Consider the following 20,822-nt stretch of genomic DNA (forward strand, 5'->3'; position numbering starts at 1 on the left):
CGAGCCAGAATCTCCATCACGACCAATCAGGTCTCGGGCGGATAGAGGTGAACGTCGCCGCAATAATCCACGATACGATAGCGCGTTTCCGATGCCGCATCACCCGCATCAGGTGCGGTATTTTGCATCGGCAACACGTAATTCGGTCCCACCGGCGACTTGCCGGCGCCGCCGGGAATGTCGATGACATAGTCGGGCTGACACAGTCCCGACACCCGTCCGCGCAGCTGCCGCATCAAATCCTGCCCCTCGGCGAGCGTCGTTCGCAGATGCGCCGTGCCGGGCGCGAGATCGCCGTGATGCAGATAATAGGGCTTGATCCGGCATTCGACGAAAGCTCGCATCAAATCCGACAGAGCGGTCGCGTTGTCATTGACGCCGCGCAAAAGCACGGACTGGCTTACCATGGGAATTCCGGCATCGACCAGCCGCGCGCAGGCGGCACGCGCGGGCCCCGTCAGTTCGCGCGCATGGTTGGCATGCAGCGCCACCCAGGTGGTGGCGCCTTCGACCTTGAGCGCCCCGACCATCTCCTCGCTGATGCGCGCGGGCTCGGCCACGGGCACGCGGGTGTGAAGGCGGATGATCTTGACGTGATCGATTCCGGCAAGATCCGCCATGATCTCGCTCATCCGCCGCGGCGACAACATCAGGGGATCGCCCCCGGTCAGGATCACCTCCCAGATCTCGCTGTGCGATCGGATGTAGTCGATCGCGGCGCGATAGGCGCCGTCCGAGAGCGCGTTCTCCTTGCCGGGTCCAACCATCTCGCGGCGGAAGCAGAAGCGGCAATAGACCGCGCAGACGTGAACGAGCTTGAACAGCACACGGTCGGGATAGCGATGCACGATCCCGGGAACCGGCGAGTACGGATGATCGCCGATCGGATCTGCGTTCTCGCCCGGCTGCATCTCGAGCTCCGCGGCAGTCGGAACGAATTGCCGCGCGATGGGATCGTCGGGATCGGACCTGTCGATCAGATCGACCAGCGCCGGCGTGATCGCAACCGCATAGCGTGCGGCAACGCGATCGAGCACCGGCAGCGCTGTGGCTGATACCAGCTGCTCGGCGACAAGTTCGGCCGGCTCGCGCAATGTGCGCGCAAGATTGCTCTTCATCATGTCTCGCTTAACGCTTCATTTGCAGGCGGCGTCCAGACCACCTGATCAATTCGCGATGCGCCGCTCGCCAGCATCACCAGCCGGTCGAAACCGAGCGCGACGCCGCTCGCCTCCGGCATCGCCGCGACCGCGGCCAGAAAGTCCTCGTCCAGCGGATAGGCTTCGCCGTAGCGGCGTTGCTTCTCCGCCATGGATTGCGTGAAGCGCTTGCGCTGCTCCTCGACGTCGGTCAGTTCGCCAAAGCCGTTGGCGAGCTCGACACCGCAGGCGTAGATCTCGAACCGCTCGGCAACGCGGGGATCGCCTGCCTTCACGCGCGCCAGTGCCGCCTCTGGAGATGGGTATTCGAACAGAATGGTCAAACGCCCCTGCCCCAGATGCGGCTCGACATGCTCGACCAGAACCTTGCTGAAGATGTCGGACCAGGTGTCGTCCTCGGCCACACGGACCTTGCCGGCAGCGGCCCGGGCAAGCGCGGCGCGGTCGCCTTCGCCGCCGGAAATGGTCGCAAGCAGGTCGATTCCCGCAAACTGCTCGAAGGCGCCGGCCACCGTCACAAGTTCAGGCTCGGCGAAGGGATCGGCGGTCCGGCCGCGGAAGGCGAAGGTGCCAATCCCGGTCGCTTGGGCGGCGCGGCCGATGAGGACGACGCAGTCGGCCATGATGGCGTCATAGGGGGCGCCTGCCCGGTACCATTCCAGCATGGTGAATTCGGGCAAATGCAGGTCGCCGCGCTCGCGGTCCCGGAACACCCGGGCGAACTCGAAAATCCGGGTCTCCCCGGCCGCCAGCAGCTTCTTGCAGGCGAATTCCGGCGAAGTCCGCAAATATCGGCTCACACGGCTGCCGTCGGGTCGCACGATCTCGGTCCGGGGGGCGTGCAGGTGGGTCTCGTTGCCCGGAGAGACCTGGAGAACGGAGGTTTCGACCTCGACAAAGCCCTGCTCGGCGAAAAATCCCCGTAGAGCCCCGGTGATTGCTCCCCTGGCCTGCAGGAAGGGCCGGCGGTCGAGATGCCGCGAGGGGGACCAGAACGGCGACATCGGCTTGTCCCCAGCCATTAACCGGCCGTCCCGCAGGCCCGCAAAATGCTGGCATCCAACGGCAAAACCAGTATGTTGCGGCCCGAAACGGGTGCCGCGGTCTGATTTGGGGCCCCAGGTCCCCCATCAATTTGACCACGTCCTGGCCCGAGCCGGGCCAAGCAAGCAGGAAATACAGCTTTGAGAGTCATCGCCAGTTCTATTCGCAAGGGCAACGTGATCGAGCAAGACGGCAAGCTATATGTCGTCGTGACCGCCGAGAACATCCATCCCGGCAAGGGCACCCCGGTCAGCCAGATCGAAATGCGCCGAATCTCGGACGGGGTAAAGATCTCCGAGCGCTACAAGACCACGGATCAGGTCGAGAAGGCCACGATCGAAGAGCGCAACTACACCTTCCTGTATGAAGATGGTGACGGCTATCACTTCATGAACCCGGAGACCTATGACCAGGTCCAGGTCTCCAAGGACGTGATCGGCGACGCGGCGGCCTATCTTCAGGAGAGCATGACGGTCAAGCTGTCGCTGCACGGCGCCAATCCCGTATCGATCGCCCTGCCGCAGCGCGTGACGCTGGAAGTGGTCGAGACCGAGCCCGTGACCAAAGGCCAGACCGCCTCCTCGTCCTACAAGCCCGCCGTGCTCTCGAACGGCCTGCGCACCACGGTGCCGCCGCACATCGCCGTCGGCACCCGAATCGTCGTGATGACCGAAGACGGCTCCTACTCCGAGCGCGCCAAGGACTGACGGGGCCAACGCGAGCGCAACAGGTGCCGCCGGGGGGCGAGACAGTGGTTGGGAAAGGTTTCCGCTTCGTCTCGCAACTTCTGGCGTCGCTTTCGCTCCTCATTGCCTCTCCGCTAGCTGCGGATGAATTCCGCAGCCCCTCGCTCACGGCGCTGCGCGTCGATTGGCGCGCGGCGCTCGATCAGCTGCGCACCGAAATCAACGCCCATCCCCGGGTCGCGGACGATTTCATCTTCGCGCCCCGTCGTTCGGTGCCGCGCTATGATCCGCGCACGATGCCGGCGCTGGTGCAGCTCAACGCGATCTCCTCGCAATTCTTCACCGGCATCTCCCGCAGCTCCGTGCCCGTGCTGCTGCCGTTCGACGCTGCTGCGTATTTCGAAGCACGGCACAATGGTGCGCCAGCGACCGTCGCGCTGTCGCGCTACCAGGCCGACTTCAATTCCGTCGACATGTTCGATGCCGGCCCCGCCGGCTACAGCGCGACCTTTTCGTTCGAGCCTGGTACCGGAGACGGCATGCCGAGCCGGGTCTTCGCAAGACCGGTCGAGGTGCAGATCACGGGTTCGGCGCTCGTCTATGACATTGCCGATCCCTCGGGCGGCAAGGGCGAGCCGGTCAAACCGCTCGCAGCGCTCTACCCGGACCTGCGCAAATTCATCCGGGAAGGCTATGTGCGCTACGCTTTCACCCGTTTCGGCGTCGCCTATGTGGTGTCGATCCAATGCCTCGACAGCGTCGCCAAGCCGCGGCGGCTTGCCTGCAAGGAGGCCTATCCGGTCGCCGAGCGCTTCCTGAAGGCGCTGCGCGTGGCGGGCGGCCAGCGCATGCGGCCGCTCACGGACATCGCTTCCAACATTCTCGATCGTCCCGCGGCGCGTTCCCCGGACTTCACCTATCGGCCGAGCGGCGACATCATCCCGAACACCGGTTATCGCAAGCAGGGCGGCCATCCCGACGTGATGGCCTACGCACAGATCCGCTTTCCTCTCGAGAAGGCGCCCGCTTTCGTACACTCGCAATCCTATGCCAAGCGCGACAAGATGGAGAGCACGACCGCTTACCCCTGGCGCGACAATTTCTGCGAATCCCGCAGTTTCGAGGTCTGGCAATGCGGCGGCGGTTATGGCCATCAGGGCGAGGACATCCGCGCGGCTGAGTGCCCATCGCCTGGTGAAGGCCGCCAAGCCTGTGATCCCAAGCAGCGCGCCATCGTCGCCGTGCGCGATGCGAGGGTCATACGCGCTTCCAAGGACCAGGCCGTGACGCTGCAAATCAACAGCCGGACCGAGCACATCCGTTTCCGCTACATGCATATGAACCCGCAGGCGCTGAACGCCGATGGCCTGCTCAATGGTCGCATCGTATCGGAGGGTGAGAAGATCGGCGTGGTCTCGAACTATCTCGATCATCCCGCCGGCACCTCGATGCACCTGCATTTCGACGTGCAGGTGTTCACCCGCGACGGCTGGATCTGGGTCAGTCCTTACGTCACGTTGGTCTCGGCGTACGAGCGTCTGATCCATGCCCGCGGCCGCGAGGTCGGCCCGGAGATCGCCGGCACGCCGCAGCCCGTGGCACATGCGCTGCCGGAGGACGTGCTCAAGCCGGACCTGCGCGAGGGATCGGGCGGCGACGAGAATTGACGCTGCTTGCGCCATCTTGACAGCCAACCAAACTGTCTGATGACGGTCCTATGACAGCGAATTGCACGCACACCGCCTGACCGGCCCGGCCTCCTTATGACGGAGCCTTCTCTGGCCTCGGAATTGTCTGGCCTCAGAATTGCTTTCCTCCCCACGGGTAAACAGGATGAAGGGAAGCACATGCGTTGTCTCACTATAGTGGCCGTTCTGGCCGTCGCGTTCGGCGTGCCGGCTCATGCGCAGGAATTGAGCGGGACCTTGAAGAAGATCAAGGACACCGGCGCGATCACACTCGGCGTGCGCGACAGCGCGGTGCCCTTCAGCTATATCGACGAGAAGCAGAAGACCGTCGGCTACGCCATCGACATCTGCATGAAGATCGTCGAGGAGATCAAGGCCGAGCTCAAGCTGGACAAGCTCGCGGTCAACGAGAACCTGGTCACCTCGTCCAGCCGCATTCCGCTGATGGCGAACGGCACCGTCGATCTCGAATGCGGCTCGACGACCAACAACGCCGATCGCCAGAAACAAGTGTGGTTCACCAACACGCATTTCCTCACGGCGAGCCGCTTCGTGTCCAAGAAGACTTCGAAGCTCGACCAAATCGACGATCTCAAGGGCAAGGCCGTCGTCTCGGTCTCGGGCACCACCAACATCACGCAGCTCAACAAGGCCAATGCGGCCCGCTCGCTCGACATCACCGTGATGAACGCAAAGGATGTCCCCGAAGGGTTCCTAATGGTCGAGACCGACCGGGCCGTGGCCTTCGTCATGGACGACATCCAGCTGGCGGCGATGATCGCCTCCTCGAAGGATCCGTCGCTGTACGCGATCAGCACCGGCGCGTTCTCCGATCCGGAGCCTTACGGCATCATGCTGCGCAAGGACGACGCGCCGTTCAAGGCGGTGGTCGATCGCGCGACCGCAAAACTCTACAAGAGCCCGGAGATCGAGCAGATCTACAACAAATGGTTCATGGAGCCGGTGCCGCCGCGCGGCCTGAACTTTCACGTACCCATGCCGGTGTCGATGAAGAAGTCGTTCGAGCATCCGTCGGATAATCCTGATCCAGCATCCTACGGCGGCTGACGAGAGAGCACGCTGGTAACGTAGCCCGGATGAGCGAAGCGACATCCCGGACTCACGCTACGACTGCCCCGGGTGTCGCTTCGCTCACCCGGGCTACGGATCAATCCAGCAACGTCGTGAGTTGCGCGCCCTCGTCCGCCACGAACACCGCGATCAATTCTGCCGGCTCCGTGGTACTCGCATTGGCCGAGACCAGATGGGTCGAGCCGGGCGGCTCGAAGAAGGACTGGCCGACGCCGAACGTCTCGACCGGGCCGCCGCCGAGCTGGGAGCGGATCTCGCCCTTGGTGATGTAGGCGGTGACGGATCCTGCGTGACGATGCGGCCGCGAGAACCCGCCGGGGCCGTAGAACACGCGCACGATCGTGACGCGCTTGCCCGGCACGTTCGGCAGCGCGTAGGAGCCGATCGGCTCGACCTTGTCGAGCGGCGAGCTTTCGGCGGCGGTGGCGCAGAGCGGCGAGAGTGCGCCGGAAATGGTGTCCATCGTCACCGGCAGCGCTTTGCCGATCGCAAGCGCGCACGCGAGACCGCCGACGACGGCGATCGCCATCGAACGCGATGACGCCGGGCGCGGCGCGGTGGGAAAACTCATTGCTGTCATCATGATCTCCCTTCGTTGCAATCAGGACGCTGCGGCATTGGCTTCGACGGGCCGCGTCGCCGGCGTCCAGCGAAACGCCGCACCAAAACGGTTCCAGACGTTGATCGAGGCGACCGCCGAGGTCAGGTACGTCAGCTCGGTCTCGGAGAATTCACGGCTCGCCTCGGCGTACACGTCTTCGCCGACGCCGTCGGGCAGGCAGGTCAGCGCCTCGGCCCAGGCCAGCGCGGCACGTTCGCGCGCGGAAAAGATCGGCGCCTCGCGCCAGACCACGACCAAATTGAGCTTGTCGACGGGCACGCCGATCCGCTCCGAAAGCAGGATGTGATGCTGCAGGCAGAAGGCGCAGCCGTTGATCTGCGAGGCGCGCAACTTGACCAGCTCGAGAAGCTGCTTGTCGAGGCCGGCGTCCGCCCGGCCCAACGCGAGCACCAGATCATAGGCATCGGGCGCAATCCGTTTGAAATCCTCGTATTCGCTGCGGGCATGTGACATTGCCATTCACCTCGTGTTATTATAAGAAGGCTTACATCTTATAAGAGCTCTTATATGTTGCGCAAGTCGCCCAAGATCACGAGATCGAAATCCCGGAGCAAAACCGCCGGCCCTGACGCCGTGCGCCTGCCCGCCCCCGGCGAAGGCAAGCGTGGCGAGCAAGGCTATCTCGGCTATCTCTTGCGCCAGGCCCATGCCGCAGTCCGTCTCACGATGGAGCGGACACTCGCCGATCTCGGCGTGACGCCACCGCAATTCGCGGTGCTGACGATGCTGAATGCCTATCCCGGCCTGTCGGGCGCCGACGTCGCCCGTCTCACCTTCCTGACTCCGCAGACGGTCGGCGTCATCATCCGCAATCTCGAGCGCGACGGCGCGATTGAGATGACACCCCACCCCGTCCACGGCCGCATCCAGCAATGGACGTTGACGTCGCGGGGAGCGACGTTGTTGAAGGCGTGCAGGGAGCGTGTGATCGCGCTGGAGAAGCGTCTGGCCGCGGGATTGGATGCCGGCACCGAGGCGAGTATTCGCCGCTGGCTCGCCGGCATCCCAACTGATCTGCAGGAGGACTAGGCGAGGACCAGGCCAAGTCTAGTCGCCCCCGCCTCCCTCACCGCCGTCACACCCGCCGGCATCGGAGAAGTCGCCGCCTCCGGCACCGCCTCCTTGAATGCTGCGGCCAAAATTCTCGGCGATGATCATCAGGACCACGACGAGGAGTCCGGCGCCGAACGGCCAGGGATTCGCACGGATGATGTCGAACAGCTCCCGCATAAGTGCATTCTGCGCAGATGGAAGCGAACCGACAGTAAAGTGACGGGGCCCAAATTTGGGGATGTTCGACCAAGCCTACCCGCCCTTCAATACTTTCTTAACCTCACCGTCCGGCCAAGCCTCGCCCGCCGCAATCACCCGCACGCGGCTTTGATCGGTGCCATTCACGAGTACATGTGAACTCATCCGATCCCCGCTCGGCTCGAGGCGCAAATCGGTTTCGGGCTTCCAGCTCAGCGTCGTCGCGAGATCACCAGGGAAAATCTGCCATTGCGATCCGTCGTCGAGCTCGACGACGTGGCTCTCCGCATGCGCGCGTATCTTCATTCAACCCCGAATTTTCGAACAGAAAGCGGGCCCCGACAATCGGCCGGGGCCCTGCTCCGTCAGTCGTTGTCGTGATGGATTACGGTCTTCTCGCGGTTACCGAATTCATCTTCCTTCTTGATGACCGTAGTGCGGTCGGCAGGCTCGCGCTCCTTGATCACGGTGGTGCGATCACGATCGCGGTCACGCTCTCGATATTCCGGGGACTGTCCGACGGTCACACCGGCGCCGACCGGACCAACATGAACACCGACTTCGTCGGCGAATGCGGGGGCTGCGATAGCGGTGACCATGGCGGCCGCAAACAGATATTTCCTCATCTCGTCCTCCTCGATTGCATGCGGAGGGAATGCGGGAGTGCGACAATTTGTTCCGGAAGGACTGGACGTCCCGTTCCGAGCCTCCAGGAACCGACTCACAGGAGCCATGTTTCCGGCTACAATAAGTCGATGAAACACGCTGATTCCTCGGTCCATCATACCCGCCGCGCCTTCACCATCGGTGCAGCCACCCTGCTCGCTTTCCCGACGCATGTCTTCGCCGCACCTCCAGGCTTCGACGAATGGCGCGAGTCTTTCCGCGCACGTGCCATGGCGAAAGGCATCTCGGCTGCGACATGGCAGCGCGCGATGGCGCGGGTCGACCCCGACATGAGCGTCTTCAAGCAGATGCGCAACCAGCCCGAATTCCACGAGCAGGTCTGGCAATACATCAACCGTCGCGTCTCCGACTGGCGCATCATCAACGGCAAGATCGCGCTGAAGAACAACGAGGCGCTGCTCGCGCGCATCGAGCGCGATTTCGGCGTCGAGCGCGGTACGCTGCTGGCGCTGTGGGGCGTCGAGTCCGCTTATGGCGATCCGCTGGTGCAGCAGAACCACATGACGCCGGTGTTTCCCTCGCTCGCCGCCCTCGCCTGGAACGAGCCGCGCCGAAAAGCCTATTGGGAAACTGAGCTGATCAACGCGCTGCGCATCGTCGACAAGGGTTGGAGCACGCCTGAGCAGATGCAGGGATCCTGGGCCGGCGCAATGGGGCATTCGCAATGGATGCCGGAAGTCTGGCTCAATGTCGGCATCGACTATGACGGCGACGGCAAGGTGTCGCCGTTCGGCAAGCCCGACGACGCGTTGGGCTCGACCGCAAAATATCTCGTCAATCGCGGCAAATGGCACCGCGGCGAGCATTGGGGCTACGAGGTGCGCACGCCCGGTGAGATGAGCGGCAGCCGGACCTATGCGGCTTGGCAGGCGGCCGGCGTCACCCGCGCCGACGGCCAGCCGTTTCCGCAAGCCTCCGCATCCGCGCAGATGTGGACGCCGGTTGCGGGCGGGCCGACATTTCTGCTGGGACCGAATTTCAACGCGGTGAAGAGCTACAATCCCTCGATGAACTATGCGCTGGCGATCTGCCATCTCGGCGACCGCTGCCTCGGCGCCCCGCCTTTCATCCAGCCATTCCCCGGCTCCGAGCGCGCATTGACGCTCGCCGAGGTGCAGGAGATGCAGACGCGCCTGACCAAGGCGGGTTTCGATACCGGCGGCACCGATGGCCGTGTCGGCAACGACACCATGAAAGCGATCAAGGACTTTCAGCAGCGCGCGGGCATCACGCCTGCGGACGGCTATGGCGGGCTGAAGGTGCTGGCGAAGCTGCGCCAGGGGTCTTAGTTGTGGCTCCATCCGGGCTACGACGCGATCGCTAGTGCCGGTACTGCGGCTCTTCCGCATCGAGCTGGCGGCGGATTGCGGCAAGATGCAGCCGCGCGGATTCGGAATCGCCCTCGCGCATCTGCCTGTAGGTTTCGGCCGCAATCGCGGGATCGACCGGCAGTACCTGTCGCCCGGTCGACATCGCCAACACCTGCACCTCGGCGGCGCGTTCGAGATAATAAAGATCGTCCCAGGCCTCCGCGATGGTCGGCGCCAGCACCATCACGCCGTGATGCTTCATGAAGATGATGTCGGCATCCCCCACGGCCGATGCGATGCGTGCGCCTTCGCGGTTGTCGAGTGCGAGGCCGTTGTAGTCGCGGTCCACGGCCGTTCGACCGTAGAATTTGAGCGCGGTCTGGCCGGCCCAGATCAGCGGATCGCCCTCGGTCATCGACAGCGCCGTGGCGTAGGGCATGTGGGTGTGGAAGGCGACCTTGGCGCGCGGCAGGCGCTTGTGCATCTCGGCATGGATGTAGAACGCGGTCGCCTCGGGCACGCCCTCGCCGTCGAGCACATTGCCGTGGAAGTCGCAGATCAGAAGTTTTGACGCGGTCAGCTCGCGGAAGGCGTAGCCGTAAGGGTTGACCAGGAAGAGATCGTCATGGCCCGGCACCACGGCCGAGAAGTGGTTGCAGATGCCCTCCTCAAAGCCGTTGCGCGCCGCCATCCTAAAGCAGGCGGCAAGATCCTCGCGCGCGCTGCGGATCGCGTCGCTCGCGAGATCCGGACGGTTCGATCGAAACGTTGCTGGCGTGGATGACGAAGAGTGAAGGCTGTGCGCCATGGCGGAAGGACACCTCTGTCGATCGGAAGACGCCCGCGTTGTACAGGTCCGACGCCTGCGCGTCAGCCCCCGCGGGCGCCACCCTGCCCTTCGCAGCCCGCGCGGCGGCCTACTGCCGCCGCGGCACGCCGCCGGCGTTCATGCCGCCGTCGATGACGAGCTCGCTGCCGGTGACGTAGCGCGAGGCATCGGAGGCCAGATACAGCACGCCGGAGGCAATTTCCAGAGCCTGGCCGGCACGGCCGAGCGGCGTCGCGACGCGCGCACGCTCGTCCGGGTCGATCGGCGCGTTGCCCTGGTTGCCGGTCGCACCTGTCGGGATCTTGCCCCAGATCGGCGTGTCGATGATCCCGGGATGGACGGAGTTGACGCGGATGCCGTCACAGGCCGCCGCGCACTCCATCGCGATCGACTTTGCGAACAGCCGCACGCCGCCCTTGGTCGCCGAATAGGCCGACAGCCCGGGCGCGCCGCGCAGGCCCGCGAGCGAGGACATCATGACGATCGAGCCGCCGCCGGTCTTGCGCATCAGGGGCAGGCAATGCTTGACCGAGAGGAAGACGCCGTCGAGGTTGATCGCGTTCTGCTTGCGCCAATCGCTGAGCGTCATGTCGACGATCGAGGGCACGGCAATGCCGATGCCGGCGTTGGAGACGAGAATATCGAGCCGGCCAAAGCGCTTCGCGATCTCGGCTGTGATCTCGATCCAGCGCTCTTCGCTGGTGACGTCCTGCTCCAGGAAAATCGCCTTGCCACCGGCCTTGGTGATGCGATTGGCGAGCTCGGGGCCGCGCAGCTCGTCGATGTCGGTGGCGATGACGGTGGCGCCCTCGCGCGCGAACATCTCGACGACGGCCTCGCCGATGCCGGAGGCGCCGCCGGTCACCAGCGCGACCTTGCCCTCAACCTGCCCTGCCATGTTCACTCCCTTTTTTGCTATTCGTTTTTTGTTGTTTGCCGGACCTATCTAATCATGGATGGTCCCTGGTCGGGCAGCGCGACGTCGATGACGCGGAATTGCACACGCTCGGCGCCCTGGTAGCGATCCACCGACAATGATCCCGCGACATGCAATTGCTGGCCGCGATTGGCGACGAGCGCGTTGCCAAGCTTCTGTCCGATCGAACGGAACGCGATGCCGTTGACGATGGCGCCGTCGCCCGACTTGAAGCGTAGCCTCAAATGTGCCTGTCCCACCTCGTCGGCATAGACGAGCTGGTGCGCCGGCAGCGCCAACACGACTTCCGGATTGCCGCTGCCGAACGGACCTGCGCGGTTGAGCGTCGTTGCAAGCTCGGTCGTCACCGCGCGCGCGGAGACCGCGCCGTCGATGTAGAGCTCGTTGACGTGGCGCGCCTCGGCAACGTCGCGGGCCAACGCATGCTCGAGATAGGCGCGAAATTCGGCGAGCTTTTCCTTGCGCAGCGTGACGCCCGCGGCCATGGCGTGGCCGCCGCCCTTGAGCAGAATGCCGTCGGCGACCGCCTGCCGTACTGCCTTGCCGAGATCGACGCCGGCAATCGAGCGGCCGGAGCCGGTGCCGATGCCGCCGGGCTCCAGCGCGATCGCGAAGGCGGGCCGCGAGAACTTCTCCTTCAACCGGGACGCAACGAGACCGACCACGCCGGGATGCCAGCCTTCGGAGGCCGTCACGATCACGCCGATCTTGTCCTCGAGCCCGATCGAGGCGAGCGCCTCGGCTTCGGCCTGCGCTTCGGCCGCCTGCTCGATGATACGGCGCTCGCTATTGAGGCGGTCGAGCTCGGCGGCGATCCGCGCGGCCTCGACGCTGTCACCCTCCAAAAGCAGCCGCACGCCGAGATCGGCGCGGCCGATGCGGCCGCCGGCATTGATGCGCGGCCCTAGCATGAAGCCGAGATGCCAGGCCTCCGGCGGGCCGTTGAGCCGCGCCACGTCCATCAGCGCGGTGTGGCCGACATGGTCGCGCCGCCGCATCGCGATCAGGCCTTTGGCGACGAACGCGCGGTTGAGCCCGATCAGCGGCGCGACATCGGCAACCGTGCCGAGCGCAACGTGATGCAGCATGCCGAGCAGATCCGGCTCGGGCATCTCCGCATTCCAGAAGCCGCGTTGGCGTAGCTCACGATTGACCGCGACCAGCGTCACCAGCACGAGGCCGACGGCGGCGAGATGGCCGAGACCGGAGAGATCGTCGAGCCGGTTCGGATTGACCAACGCGTCGACCTCCGGCAACTCCGTGCCGGCCTGATGATGGTCGATCACGACGACGGACATGCCGAGACGTTTTGCTTCGGCGAGCGGCTCGATGCTGGTGGTACCGCAATCGACGGTGACGAGCAGCGTGGCGCCCTTTGCGGCCAGCGCACGCACGGCTTCCGTGTTGGGCCCGTAGCCCTCGAAGATGCGGTCGGGAATGTGGATCAGCGGATCGAGCCCGCAATGGCGCAGATGCCAGGTCAGCAGCGCCGCCGAGGTCGCGCCGTCGACATCGTAATCGCCGAAGATCGCGACCTTCTCGCCGCTTCCCGCGGCATCCGCGATCCGCTTCGCGGCGGCTTCCATCTCCGTCACCGTGAACGGGTCCGGTAGGAGCTTGCGGATGGTTGGATCGAGGAAATCGGCGACGGCATCGCTGTCGACACCGCGACCTGCCAGCACCCGCGCCAGCAGCTCGGGCAGTTGGTGGCGCTGCACGATGGCAAGCGCCTTCGCCGCCCCGCGCGCATCCAGCCGGTCGCGCCAGAGCTTGTCGGTGAGCGAGCGCGCCACTCCCAGGAACGCCTGGGGCGCTTCGACGGGCAAGGCGGTGGCGGGCGGCGTCATGAACAGCGGTCGGTTTGAGGAACCTGGGAGCCGGAGGTATTGCATCGCCCGGCCGACGGAACGATTGGCCCGCAATCCCCCGGGATTTGCAATGTCTGCGCCGCACAAAGCGGTGGATTGCCGCTTTGCTGCGCGGACTGACTATCATTTGAGCATTCCGCAAAACAGCAAATTAAGCAGGCGTTAGGCGGAATCTTCGAAAAAGAATTGTATTCGATCTGTCAGTGATTGTTCCGGGTTCGTTGCAGATCAGACCTCATTGCCAAGGGAAGCCCCCGATGTCTGCTGCGCTGGGTCTCAAAGCCAAGCCGATCGCAAATGAATCCGCCGAGGATGATTCCGACATCTCCGCGCTGATCAACCGCCTTACGGCGGAGGTCAACCAGATCGCGGTCGATAAGACCAAGTCGATCCAGCAGATCACCAACCAGATGAAGATGCTGGCACTGAACGCGCTGATCGAAAGCTCGCGTGCCGGCGCACAGGGCGCGGGCTTCGCCGTGGTGGCGCAGGAGGTCCGTGGCGTCGGCCAGCAGGTCGAGACCATCGCCCGCGAGCTCGAAAGCCAATTGACGAAACGGACCGGCGATCTCGTCTCCTCGATCGACCGGATGAGCCAGCGCTCGCGCGGCGAGCGCATGGTCGATTTGTCGCTCAACGCCATCGAGCTCATCGACCGCAACCTCTATGAACGGACCTGCGACGTGCGCTGGTGGGCGACCGATTCCGCGTTGGTCGATTGCGCGGCCTCGCCCGACGGCGCGGCCGTGTCCCATGCCTCGCAGCGTCTCGGCGTGATCTTGGGCGCCTACACCGTCTATCTCGACCTCTGGCTCTGCGACCTCGATGGCAACGTCATCGCCAACGGCCGCGCCGACCGGTTTCACGCCGTCGGCCAGAACGTCGCCCACACCAAATGGTTTCGCGAGGCCAAGACCCTGCGCTCCGGCGACGACTATGTCGCCGGCGACGTCGAGAACCAGCCGCTGCTCGGCAATGCCCAGGTCGCGACCTATTGCGCCAGCGTCCGCGCCGGTGGACAGGCTAACGGCGCGCCGATCGGGGTGCTCGCCATCCATTTCGACTGGGAGGCACAGGCCCGCGCCATCGTGCAAGGCGTGCGTGTCGGCGACAGCGACAAGGCGCGCGTGCTGCTGGTCGACTCCAATCTTCGCGTGATCGCCGCTTCCGACGGACAAGGCATTCTCAGCGAACGCATCTCGCTGTCGCTCAATGGCCAGCGTTCCGGCTTCTATCAGGACGGCTCGGGCACGCTGGTCGCGTTCCATGCCACCCCGGGCTACGAGACCTATCGGGGTCTGGGCTGGTATGGCGTGATCGTCTGCGGGGCGTAAAGCTGAAGGCGGCCTGCCTATCCAACTCAAAACTGTGAAAACAACCCCATGCACAGTAGCCATCTGGTTGTTTTCATGACGGTTTTTTTCGCCGTTTCACGCCGGCAAAACACCGGCACGCATGCCATCATGGCGTCGTTCGCGGTCCAGACTCAGAGCGCTAGGTTCTGGTGATATCGTCTTCGACGGGCTGCACCGTCGCAATTCCAAGCGTTTGCGACGGACGCTCCCCGAACATTGCCAGGTAATATTGCGAAAACCGGCCGAGCTCGTAAAAGCCCTGTTGCATGGCGACGGCTGTCACGGTGGTCGAGCCAGGTGCGCTCTGGTGCAGGATCGAATGAACAGCGCAGAGACGCTTGTGCCTGAGGAAGGTGACCGGACCGAGACCGAATACCTCCTGAAAGGCGCGGTGGAGGGTGCGCCGCGATACGCCGAGCGCCGCGCAAATTTCCGACACGTGCACCGGACGGGTGCCGGCGTCGTCGAGAAACTCCTCGACCTTGCGGATCAGCCGGCGTGCGGAAGGGAGCCAGCCATTCCCGTCGGGTGGCAGCGACGACGCGACGTTGGCAGCCATGCATTCGGCGATCGATCGTTTCCAGAAATCGGCAGTTGATAGCGTCAGCCCATATTTGTTGTCGCGCAGGTGCGACATGATCCGGACCAGGCGGCGCGAGGCGATCGCGCCGGTCTCGATGTGCGCGCGGAAATGACCGCGGCTGCGCCAGGTGTCGGGATCGCTTAGCCGTGCTTCTCCGCCGAACAGCGTCGCGACCTCGTTGATGTCGAATCGCATGGCGGCGTAGGCGGAGCCGCCGTGAAAAACACCGTCATGTTCGAGCCGCGGCGGAATGACGAGCACATCATTGAGCTGCATGTCGAACGACCAGTGGGCGACGCGCTCTTCGGCCGCGAGCAGCATCCCGATGATCAGTCTGTCGTCGCTGGAAACCCGCTGCGTGCGCATGCCGACGTTGAAAGCACCAATGCTGAGCGAGAAGTCGCCGATGCCGACATGGGATAAAGTTCCGCGCAACCGACCGCGGCCGAGTTGCATCACATCGACATGCGAGCCGTGGACGGCCTGCTGAAGACCTTCGAAACCATCCAGCTTGCGCGAATCAACCAGAAGGAATTGCCCCATGGCTGTACCGTGTTACTGAAGCGCGACAATTCTGCGGCACGCGATAGCGAAGTACCACTACAACGCGAGGTGGGTACGACAAGCTGACTTCGCGTTTTCAGGCAAGTCATCGCCGAATTTGTCGCAAGATTTGCTCTCAAATGCCTCTGCACTGAAGGATCTGAGCCATGGGGCATTAGGTCTCACTGCCCGGGCAGACTGGCACAAATTGCACATCACAGCCGTCCAATCTTCGGGTATCATTTGCAACCTTAGCGATATTAAGCGGAAGCGTTCTGCGGGTGGCAGAGCGCACGCGGCATGGATTTGCCGCGTGTTCGAAGACGTGCGTGCAAAGGAAAGAGATGTGGACGCAATGCAGCGTCCTCCTCTGCCCGGAGCGCCAAAAAAGTGGGGGACCAGACAATGCGTCCAATGGGCCGGACAAGGAGCCATCGTCGAAGTCTGCCAGAGGTAGCGCAGTAGCATCGGGTGGAATGCGGGTATCGGAGCTTCCACCATGTTGCGAGCGGATCTGGATCACTGCGAGTGGTTGCCGGATGATTTGAAGACCGGCGAGATGGTCTTCATTCCCGGCGGAACCTTTCGCATGGGATCCGACCATCATTATCCCGAGGAAGCGCCGAGCCATCGCGTCGCTGTCGACGGCTTCTGGATCGACCGCACGCCCGTGACTAACCGGCAGTTCAAGCAGTTCGTCAACGCAACCGGCCATGTCACCGAGGCGCAGGTCGTTCCGGATCCGAAGGACTATCCGGGCGCGCTGGCGGAGATGCTCTACGCGGGATCGCTGGTGTTCTCCCCGCTGCCGCGCATCACCGATCTCACCGACTGGAGCCAGTGGTGGACTTTCCTGCGCGGCGCCAACTGGCGCCATCCCTATGGTCCCGGCAGCAACATCAAGGACCTCGACGACCATCCGGTCGTTCACGTCTCCTTTAGCGATGCGGCAGCGTATGCCCACTGGGCCGGCAAGGACTTGCCGACGGAGGCGGAGTGGGAGTTCGCCGCGCGTGGCGGCCTCGAGGCGGAGGAATACGCCTGGGGCGATGCGCTGGTGCCGGGCGGCAAGCACATGGCCAATATCTGGCAGGGCAACTTCCCCGTCCAGAATCTCGGCGAGGATGGGTACGAGCGTACCTCGCCGGTCATGGCCTTCCCGCCGAACGGCTACGGTCTCTACGACATGATCGGCAACGTCTGGGAGTGGACCTCCGACTGGTGGTCGTCGAAGCACGCCGCCGACGCTGCAAAGCCCTGCTGCATCCCCAAAAATCCCCGCGGCGGCGGTGAGCACACAAGCTACGACCCTCGCCTCCCCGACATCCAGATTCCGCGCAAGGTCCTCAAGGGCGGCTCGCATCTTTGCGCGCCGAACTATTGCCGCCGATATCGCCCGGCTGCGCGGCACGCCGAGCCGGTCGATACCTCGACCGGCCATGTCGGGTTCCGCTGCGTGGTGCGAATGCCGTCTGTAACCGAACGCCAACGAGACGGACGTGCTGCAATCTAGCGAGCGCCGCTGGCGGATGCCGGCGTCAGCGGTGCGCTCCGTGCGTCGGACTATTTCGATACGCAACTTTATCTATCGGCGATTGGACAGACGTCTTCAGCATTTTTGGACAAGGCAGGCCGGTTACAGGCAAGAGCCTGCCCCATTTCCCCGGTAAGAGTCGCCTCATCGCTTTCGCGACGCGGGCGCCGTCGATCCTGAAAGGCTCGCGCTCGCAACGTGCCGAGGAGATAGGCCATGAAGATCGTCGTGATCGGCGGGACCGGATTGATCGGATCCAAGCTCGTAACGAAGCTCAAGCAACAAGGCCACGACGCTGTTGCGGCTTCGCCGAAGTCAGGCGTGAACGCCGTGACCGGGGAAGGCCTCGCAGCAGTGCTGGCGGGTGCGGATGTCGTGGTTGACGTTGCCAACGCGCCGTCCTGGGAGCCTGCCGCCGTGCTCGAATTCTTCGAGCGTTCGAGCAAAAACCTCGCTGCGACCGAGGCGGCTGCGGCCGTGAAGCATCATGTGGCGCTCTCGATCGTCGGGACCGAGCGCTCGCCCGACATCGCCTATTTTCGTGCCAAGCTGGCGCAGGAGACCATCGTCAAGGCATCTCCGGTCCCCTACTCGATCGTCCGCGCCACCCAGTTCTTCGAATTCCTCAGCGCCATCGGTGACATGGGTGCGGCCGAGGGCCGGATCGTCGTTCCCACGGCATTGTTTCAACCCATCGCGGCCGACGACGTGGCTGATCGCCTCGCAGAGGTCGCGATGGGCCAGCCGCTCAACGGCACGATCGATATCGCAGGACCTGAGAAGGCGCCCTTCAACGAATTCATCGCACGGCGCCTGAAGGCGTCCGGCGACGCTCGACCCGTGGTGGGAGACCCAAAGGCGCCGTACTACGGCGCTCCCATCGACGACACATCGCTGAACCCTCTCGGCGAGGCGCGGCTCGGCAAAACGTCGCTCGCAACATGGCTCGCGAGGCTTTGAGGAGACTCCCATGCGCAAATTGCTGATCGCAACCGCTGTCTATGCCGCATCATTCCTGACGGCCCATGCCGCCGAGACGGCGGCCCCCACGGCCAAGGTGACCGTCGTGTTCGACCAGGCGCTGCCCAATGTCCCGGGGAAGAGCATGAAAGGCGTGCTGGTCGAGTATGGTCCCGGAGGGTCGTCACCGGCCCACATCCACGCGCCCTCGGCTTTCATCTACGCCACTGTCCTGGAAGGCGCGATCCGCAGTCAGGTCAATGACGGCCCCGCCAAGGTCTTTCACAAAGGCGAGAACTTCTCTGAAAAGCCCGGCGACCGTCATGCCGTCAGCGCCAATGCCAGCGACACCGAACCCGCAAAATTGCTGGCTGTCTTCGTGGTGGATACGGCCGACAAGGAGCTGACGATGCCGATCCCGAAATAGCGCACAATCGGCGAGCGGCGTTGCCACCTCGAGGCGTTCGTTCATCCGGGGCTGCCCACGAATGCCACCGGCGTGCCTTTCGAGACATGGCCGGCGACGCGCTCGGCATCCCAATTGGTCAGACGCACGCAGCCGTGAGATTCCGCCTTGGAAATCTTCTCCGGCGAAGGCGTGCCGTGAATGCCGTAGCCCTCGGCAGACAGGTTGATCCAGACCGTGCCGACCGGATTGTTCGGGCCGGGCTTGATGGTGAAGGGCTTGCGGGAATGGACGCCCTTGAAACGATAAGCGGGATTGTAGCGATAGTACGGATTTCGGCTGACTTCCGTGACCTTGAGCGTGCCTGAAGGCGACGGCTTCTCTTCGCTGCCGACCGTCGCGGGATAAAATCCGATCAGCGCATTCGATTTGTCGAACAGTTTTACAGTCTGCCTGACCTTGTCGACCTCGACCCTGTCGGCCTTGGTGGAGATGCCCTCGCCTGCGCCTGATGTGTCCACCACGACGATGGTGTCGCCGGCGCGATCGAAATGGCGCCCGGAGTTGAGCGCGGCCAGGAGCTGCTCGCTCATGTGAAATTTCTCGGCCAGGGCCTCGCGCGCACCGGTGAAGCCTAGCTTTGTAAGCTCCATCATGTCCTCCATCTTCGACGGCAGCTTTTTCAGGAAAGGACCCGCCACGTCCTGCTCGGTGATGGCATAGGTCATCGTCACCGGCCGGTCGTCCGCCCGTAACGCGGTCCAGACATCGTCCGTCACGGTGTCCGAAACCGGCAGCTGCCGCGCTTCGGCATAGGCCCGCAACGCCTTTTTGGCGTTCTCGCCGAACCTGCCGTCGATCTCGCCGGGCGAGAAGTGCGCGCGGTCCAGCAGGACCTGCAACCGGACACCCGCCGCGGTCGGCTTATCGTTCGACAGGGTTTTCTTCGACGGCTCAGCGACCTTGATGGCAGCGGCGTCGATCTCCGCGGCGAACGCCGGCGGCGCAGCCAGAGCGAAGACCAGAAAGATGCAAATCTGCCCCGCTTTTCCGAGCGACATCGCCGGGTCCTTTCACGTTTCCGACGGTTCAGTGATCAACTCCCGAGCCGCGGCGGCAGCCAGTTTGTGGTACTGGTCTTCGTACTGCCTCGCCATTCGGCTCGCGGAAAAGCGCTCCTCGAAGCGGGCGCGCACCTTCCTTCGATCCAGCTTGCCCAATTCGCCGACTGCCCTGACGGCCTGCTCCTCGTTCTCGACGATGAAGCCTGTCAATCCGTGCTCGACGACTTCGGGGACAGAGCCGGAGCGATAGGCGATCACCGGGGTTCCGCATGCCATCGCTTCGATCATGACCAGCCCAAACGGCTCCGGCCAGTCGATCGGAAACAACAGCGCAGCGGCTTCGGCAAGGAAGGGCTGTTTCTCCGCGTCATCGACTTCACCAACAAGCTGGATGTTCTTACCGTCGATGTTGGGCTCGATGTGCTTCCTGAAGTAGGCTGTCTCGGCGCGGGGGACCTTCGCGGCGATGCGGAGGGGCATCTGGACCGCACGTGCGATGCGAATGGCGTCTTCCGGACCTTTGTCTGCGGTGAGACGCCCGAGAAACGCCAAATAGGACCCCTGTTCGTAGGACGGACGAAACAGGTTGGACGGCAGCCCGTGCTGGATGGTTCCGATCCATTTCGCATCGGGAAGCGGCAGGCGCTGATGATCGGAAATCGACACAAAGCATGCTTCAGGGAATTGCCTGGCTACGTCGGGTAGCCCAGGCAAGTCGAGGCGACCGTGCATGGTCGTGAGGAACGGCACGCCGAGACGGCTGAGCAACGGCAACGACAGCCAGTCGACATGCGCGTGGATCACGTCGAACTCCTTCGCACGCCTTGCAATCGCCTCCATCAGCATGGCGCTCGCGGCCGTCGGGTCCGCCCCCTTCCGCCCGAGACGCAGCGCGCGTGGCCAAACCGGATGAAGCGCACCATTCGTCCTGGAATCGCCGCTCGCAAACAGCGTGACCTCGTGGCCGAGCTCGACCAGCCCATCCACCAGCCAGGCCACTACCCGCTCGGTGCCGCCGTAAAGTTTCGGAGGGACGCTTTCGGCGAGGGGAGCAATCTGAGCGATGCGCATGAGAGGCTACCCGTTAAACCGCCGCACGCACGACCAGAATGATCGCGGCGGACAGAAGGTTCGAAATCGCGAGCAGCGTCCAATTCGGCCTGGCACTTGCGGCCGCGACCCGGCAGACGAGCCCTTCCATGA

At 63.9% G+C, this 20,822-nt stretch carries 22 protein-coding genes; 9 read left to right on the forward strand and 13 right to left on the reverse strand.

Going from position 1 to position 20,822, the window contains the following annotated elements:
• Nucleotides 1-26: 26 nt before the first annotated feature.
• Complete coding sequence (locus BRA1253DRAFT_RS04100; protein WP_035992751.1) at nt 27-1,121, reverse strand: lysine-2,3-aminomutase-like protein; 1,095 nt, start codon at nt 1,119-1,121, stop codon at nt 27-29.
• Nucleotides 1,118-2,182 carry an EF-P lysine aminoacylase EpmA gene (gene epmA, locus BRA1253DRAFT_RS04105; RefSeq protein ID WP_007591431.1) on the reverse strand — a complete coding sequence of 355 codons (1,065 nt, stop codon included), beginning with the start codon at nt 2,180-2,182 and terminating at the stop codon, nt 1,118-1,120. Before epmA ends, BRA1253DRAFT_RS04100 begins: the two co-directional genes overlap by 4 nt.
• Before the next feature lie 162 nt (nt 2,183-2,344).
• Here epmA and efp point away from each other — a divergent pair, with 162 nt between their 5' ends.
• The 3 genes from efp (at nt 2,345) to BRA1253DRAFT_RS04120 (ending at nt 5,646) form a co-directional block, all read left to right on the forward strand.
• Nucleotides 2,345-2,911, forward strand: a complete 567-nt coding sequence (efp, locus tag BRA1253DRAFT_RS04110) for an elongation factor P (RefSeq protein WP_007591435.1) — start codon at nt 2,345-2,347, stop codon at nt 2,909-2,911.
• Nucleotides 2,912-2,934: 23 nt separating this feature from the next.
• Nucleotides 2,935-4,557 carry a peptidoglycan DD-metalloendopeptidase family protein gene (locus BRA1253DRAFT_RS04115; protein WP_007591437.1) on the forward strand — a complete coding sequence of 541 codons (1,623 nt, stop codon included), beginning with the start codon at nt 2,935-2,937 and terminating at the stop codon, nt 4,555-4,557.
• Between the two features lie 180 nt (nt 4,558-4,737).
• Nucleotides 4,738-5,646 carry an amino acid ABC transporter substrate-binding protein gene (locus BRA1253DRAFT_RS04120; protein ID WP_007591441.1) on the forward strand — a complete coding sequence of 303 codons (909 nt, stop codon included), beginning with the start codon at nt 4,738-4,740 and terminating at the stop codon, nt 5,644-5,646.
• A gap of 100 nt (nt 5,647-5,746) precedes the next feature.
• Here the strand turns inward: BRA1253DRAFT_RS04120 and BRA1253DRAFT_RS04125 are convergent, their stop codons facing one another.
• On the reverse strand, nt 5,747-6,250 hold the full coding sequence (locus BRA1253DRAFT_RS04125) for a cupin domain-containing protein (RefSeq protein WP_007591444.1): 504 nt from the start codon (nt 6,248-6,250) through the stop codon (nt 5,747-5,749).
• 21 nt (nt 6,251-6,271) lie between these two features.
• Nucleotides 6,272-6,745 (reverse strand): carboxymuconolactone decarboxylase family protein, encoded by a 474-nt coding sequence (locus BRA1253DRAFT_RS04130; RefSeq protein WP_007591446.1) that lies wholly within the window; start codon nt 6,743-6,745, stop codon nt 6,272-6,274.
• Between the two features lie 54 nt (nt 6,746-6,799).
• Here BRA1253DRAFT_RS04130 and BRA1253DRAFT_RS04135 point away from each other — a divergent pair, with 54 nt between their 5' ends.
• The gene (locus BRA1253DRAFT_RS04135; RefSeq protein WP_007591456.1) at nt 6,800-7,321 is read left to right on the forward strand and encodes a MarR family winged helix-turn-helix transcriptional regulator; all 522 of its coding nucleotides are present in this window, start codon (nt 6,800-6,802) and stop codon (nt 7,319-7,321) included.
• Between the two features lie 18 nt (nt 7,322-7,339).
• On the opposite strand, the gene BRA1253DRAFT_RS04140 is transcribed toward BRA1253DRAFT_RS04135, so the two are convergent.
• The 3 genes from BRA1253DRAFT_RS04140 to BRA1253DRAFT_RS04150 form a co-directional block, all read right to left on the reverse strand.
• Nucleotides 7,340-7,522: a hypothetical protein gene (locus tag BRA1253DRAFT_RS04140; RefSeq protein ID WP_007591457.1), complete on the reverse strand. Its 183-nt coding sequence runs from the start codon at nt 7,520-7,522 to the stop codon at nt 7,340-7,342.
• Between the two features lie 75 nt (nt 7,523-7,597).
• A complete protein-coding gene (locus tag BRA1253DRAFT_RS04145) occupies nt 7,598-7,849 on the reverse strand; it encodes a hypothetical protein (protein WP_007591458.1) in 252 nt (83 codons plus the stop codon).
• A 59-nt stretch (nt 7,850-7,908) separates the two neighbouring features.
• Nucleotides 7,909-8,169 carry a hypothetical protein gene (locus BRA1253DRAFT_RS04150; RefSeq protein WP_007591459.1) on the reverse strand — a complete coding sequence of 87 codons (261 nt, stop codon included), beginning with the start codon at nt 8,167-8,169 and terminating at the stop codon, nt 7,909-7,911.
• 129 nt (nt 8,170-8,298) lie between these two features.
• Between BRA1253DRAFT_RS04150 and BRA1253DRAFT_RS04155 the strand changes: the two genes are divergently transcribed.
• On the forward strand, nt 8,299-9,519 hold the full coding sequence (locus tag BRA1253DRAFT_RS04155) for a lytic murein transglycosylase (RefSeq protein WP_007591460.1): 1,221 nt from the start codon (nt 8,299-8,301) through the stop codon (nt 9,517-9,519).
• A gap of 31 nt (nt 9,520-9,550) precedes the next feature.
• Here BRA1253DRAFT_RS04155 and BRA1253DRAFT_RS04160 read toward each other — a convergent pair whose 3' ends face one another.
• The 3 genes from BRA1253DRAFT_RS04160 to recJ all read right to left on the reverse strand — a co-directional run bounded on the left by BRA1253DRAFT_RS04160 (nt 9,551) and on the right by recJ (nt 13,153).
• Nucleotides 9,551-10,348 (reverse strand): aldolase, encoded by a 798-nt coding sequence (locus BRA1253DRAFT_RS04160; RefSeq protein ID WP_007591461.1) that lies wholly within the window; start codon nt 10,346-10,348, stop codon nt 9,551-9,553.
• 109 nt (nt 10,349-10,457) lie between these two features.
• Nucleotides 10,458-11,267, reverse strand: coding sequence for an SDR family NAD(P)-dependent oxidoreductase (locus BRA1253DRAFT_RS04165; protein WP_007591463.1), 810 nt, complete (start codon nt 11,265-11,267; stop codon nt 10,458-10,460).
• Nucleotides 11,268-11,311: 44 nt separating this feature from the next.
• Nucleotides 11,312-13,153 carry a single-stranded-DNA-specific exonuclease RecJ gene (gene recJ / locus BRA1253DRAFT_RS04170; protein ID WP_007591469.1) on the reverse strand — a complete coding sequence of 614 codons (1,842 nt, stop codon included), beginning with the start codon at nt 13,151-13,153 and terminating at the stop codon, nt 11,312-11,314.
• A 278-nt stretch (nt 13,154-13,431) separates the two neighbouring features.
• On the opposite strand from recJ, the gene BRA1253DRAFT_RS04175 reads away from it, so the two are divergent.
• Nucleotides 13,432-14,508, forward strand: a complete 1,077-nt coding sequence (locus BRA1253DRAFT_RS04175; protein WP_007591471.1) for a methyl-accepting chemotaxis protein — start codon at nt 13,432-13,434, stop codon at nt 14,506-14,508.
• A gap of 160 nt (nt 14,509-14,668) precedes the next feature.
• On the opposite strand, the gene BRA1253DRAFT_RS04180 is transcribed toward BRA1253DRAFT_RS04175, so the two are convergent.
• Nucleotides 14,669-15,655 (reverse strand): helix-turn-helix domain-containing protein, encoded by a 987-nt coding sequence (locus tag BRA1253DRAFT_RS04180; RefSeq protein ID WP_007591473.1) that lies wholly within the window; start codon nt 15,653-15,655, stop codon nt 14,669-14,671.
• Nucleotides 15,656-16,154: 499 nt separating this feature from the next.
• Between BRA1253DRAFT_RS04180 and BRA1253DRAFT_RS04185 the strand changes: the two genes are divergently transcribed.
• The 3 genes from BRA1253DRAFT_RS04185 (at nt 16,155) to BRA1253DRAFT_RS04195 (ending at nt 18,576) form a co-directional block, all read left to right on the forward strand.
• On the forward strand, nt 16,155-17,168 hold the full coding sequence (locus tag BRA1253DRAFT_RS04185) for a formylglycine-generating enzyme family protein (RefSeq protein ID WP_007591477.1): 1,014 nt from the start codon (nt 16,155-16,157) through the stop codon (nt 17,166-17,168).
• 237 nt (nt 17,169-17,405) lie between these two features.
• Nucleotides 17,406-18,149 carry an SDR family oxidoreductase gene (locus BRA1253DRAFT_RS04190; protein ID WP_007591489.1) on the forward strand — a complete coding sequence of 248 codons (744 nt, stop codon included), beginning with the start codon at nt 17,406-17,408 and terminating at the stop codon, nt 18,147-18,149.
• Nucleotides 18,150-18,159: 10 nt separating this feature from the next.
• The gene (locus BRA1253DRAFT_RS04195; RefSeq protein WP_007591502.1) at nt 18,160-18,576 is read left to right on the forward strand and encodes a cupin domain-containing protein; all 417 of its coding nucleotides are present in this window, start codon (nt 18,160-18,162) and stop codon (nt 18,574-18,576) included.
• A gap of 41 nt (nt 18,577-18,617) precedes the next feature.
• Here the strand turns inward: BRA1253DRAFT_RS04195 and BRA1253DRAFT_RS04200 are convergent, their stop codons facing one another.
• Both BRA1253DRAFT_RS04200 and BRA1253DRAFT_RS04205 read right to left on the reverse strand, forming a co-directional pair.
• Nucleotides 18,618-19,616, reverse strand: coding sequence for a L,D-transpeptidase family protein (locus BRA1253DRAFT_RS04200; RefSeq protein ID WP_007591504.1), 999 nt, complete (start codon nt 19,614-19,616; stop codon nt 18,618-18,620).
• Between the two features lie 12 nt (nt 19,617-19,628).
• On the reverse strand, nt 19,629-20,690 hold the full coding sequence (locus BRA1253DRAFT_RS04205) for a glycosyltransferase family 4 protein (RefSeq protein ID WP_007591505.1): 1,062 nt from the start codon (nt 20,688-20,690) through the stop codon (nt 19,629-19,631).
• Nucleotides 20,691-20,822: the final 132 nt, after the last annotated feature.

Source organism: Bradyrhizobium sp. WSM1253 (assembly GCF_000244935.1).
GTDB classification, from domain to species: domain Bacteria; phylum Pseudomonadota; class Alphaproteobacteria; order Rhizobiales; family Xanthobacteraceae; genus Bradyrhizobium; species Bradyrhizobium canariense.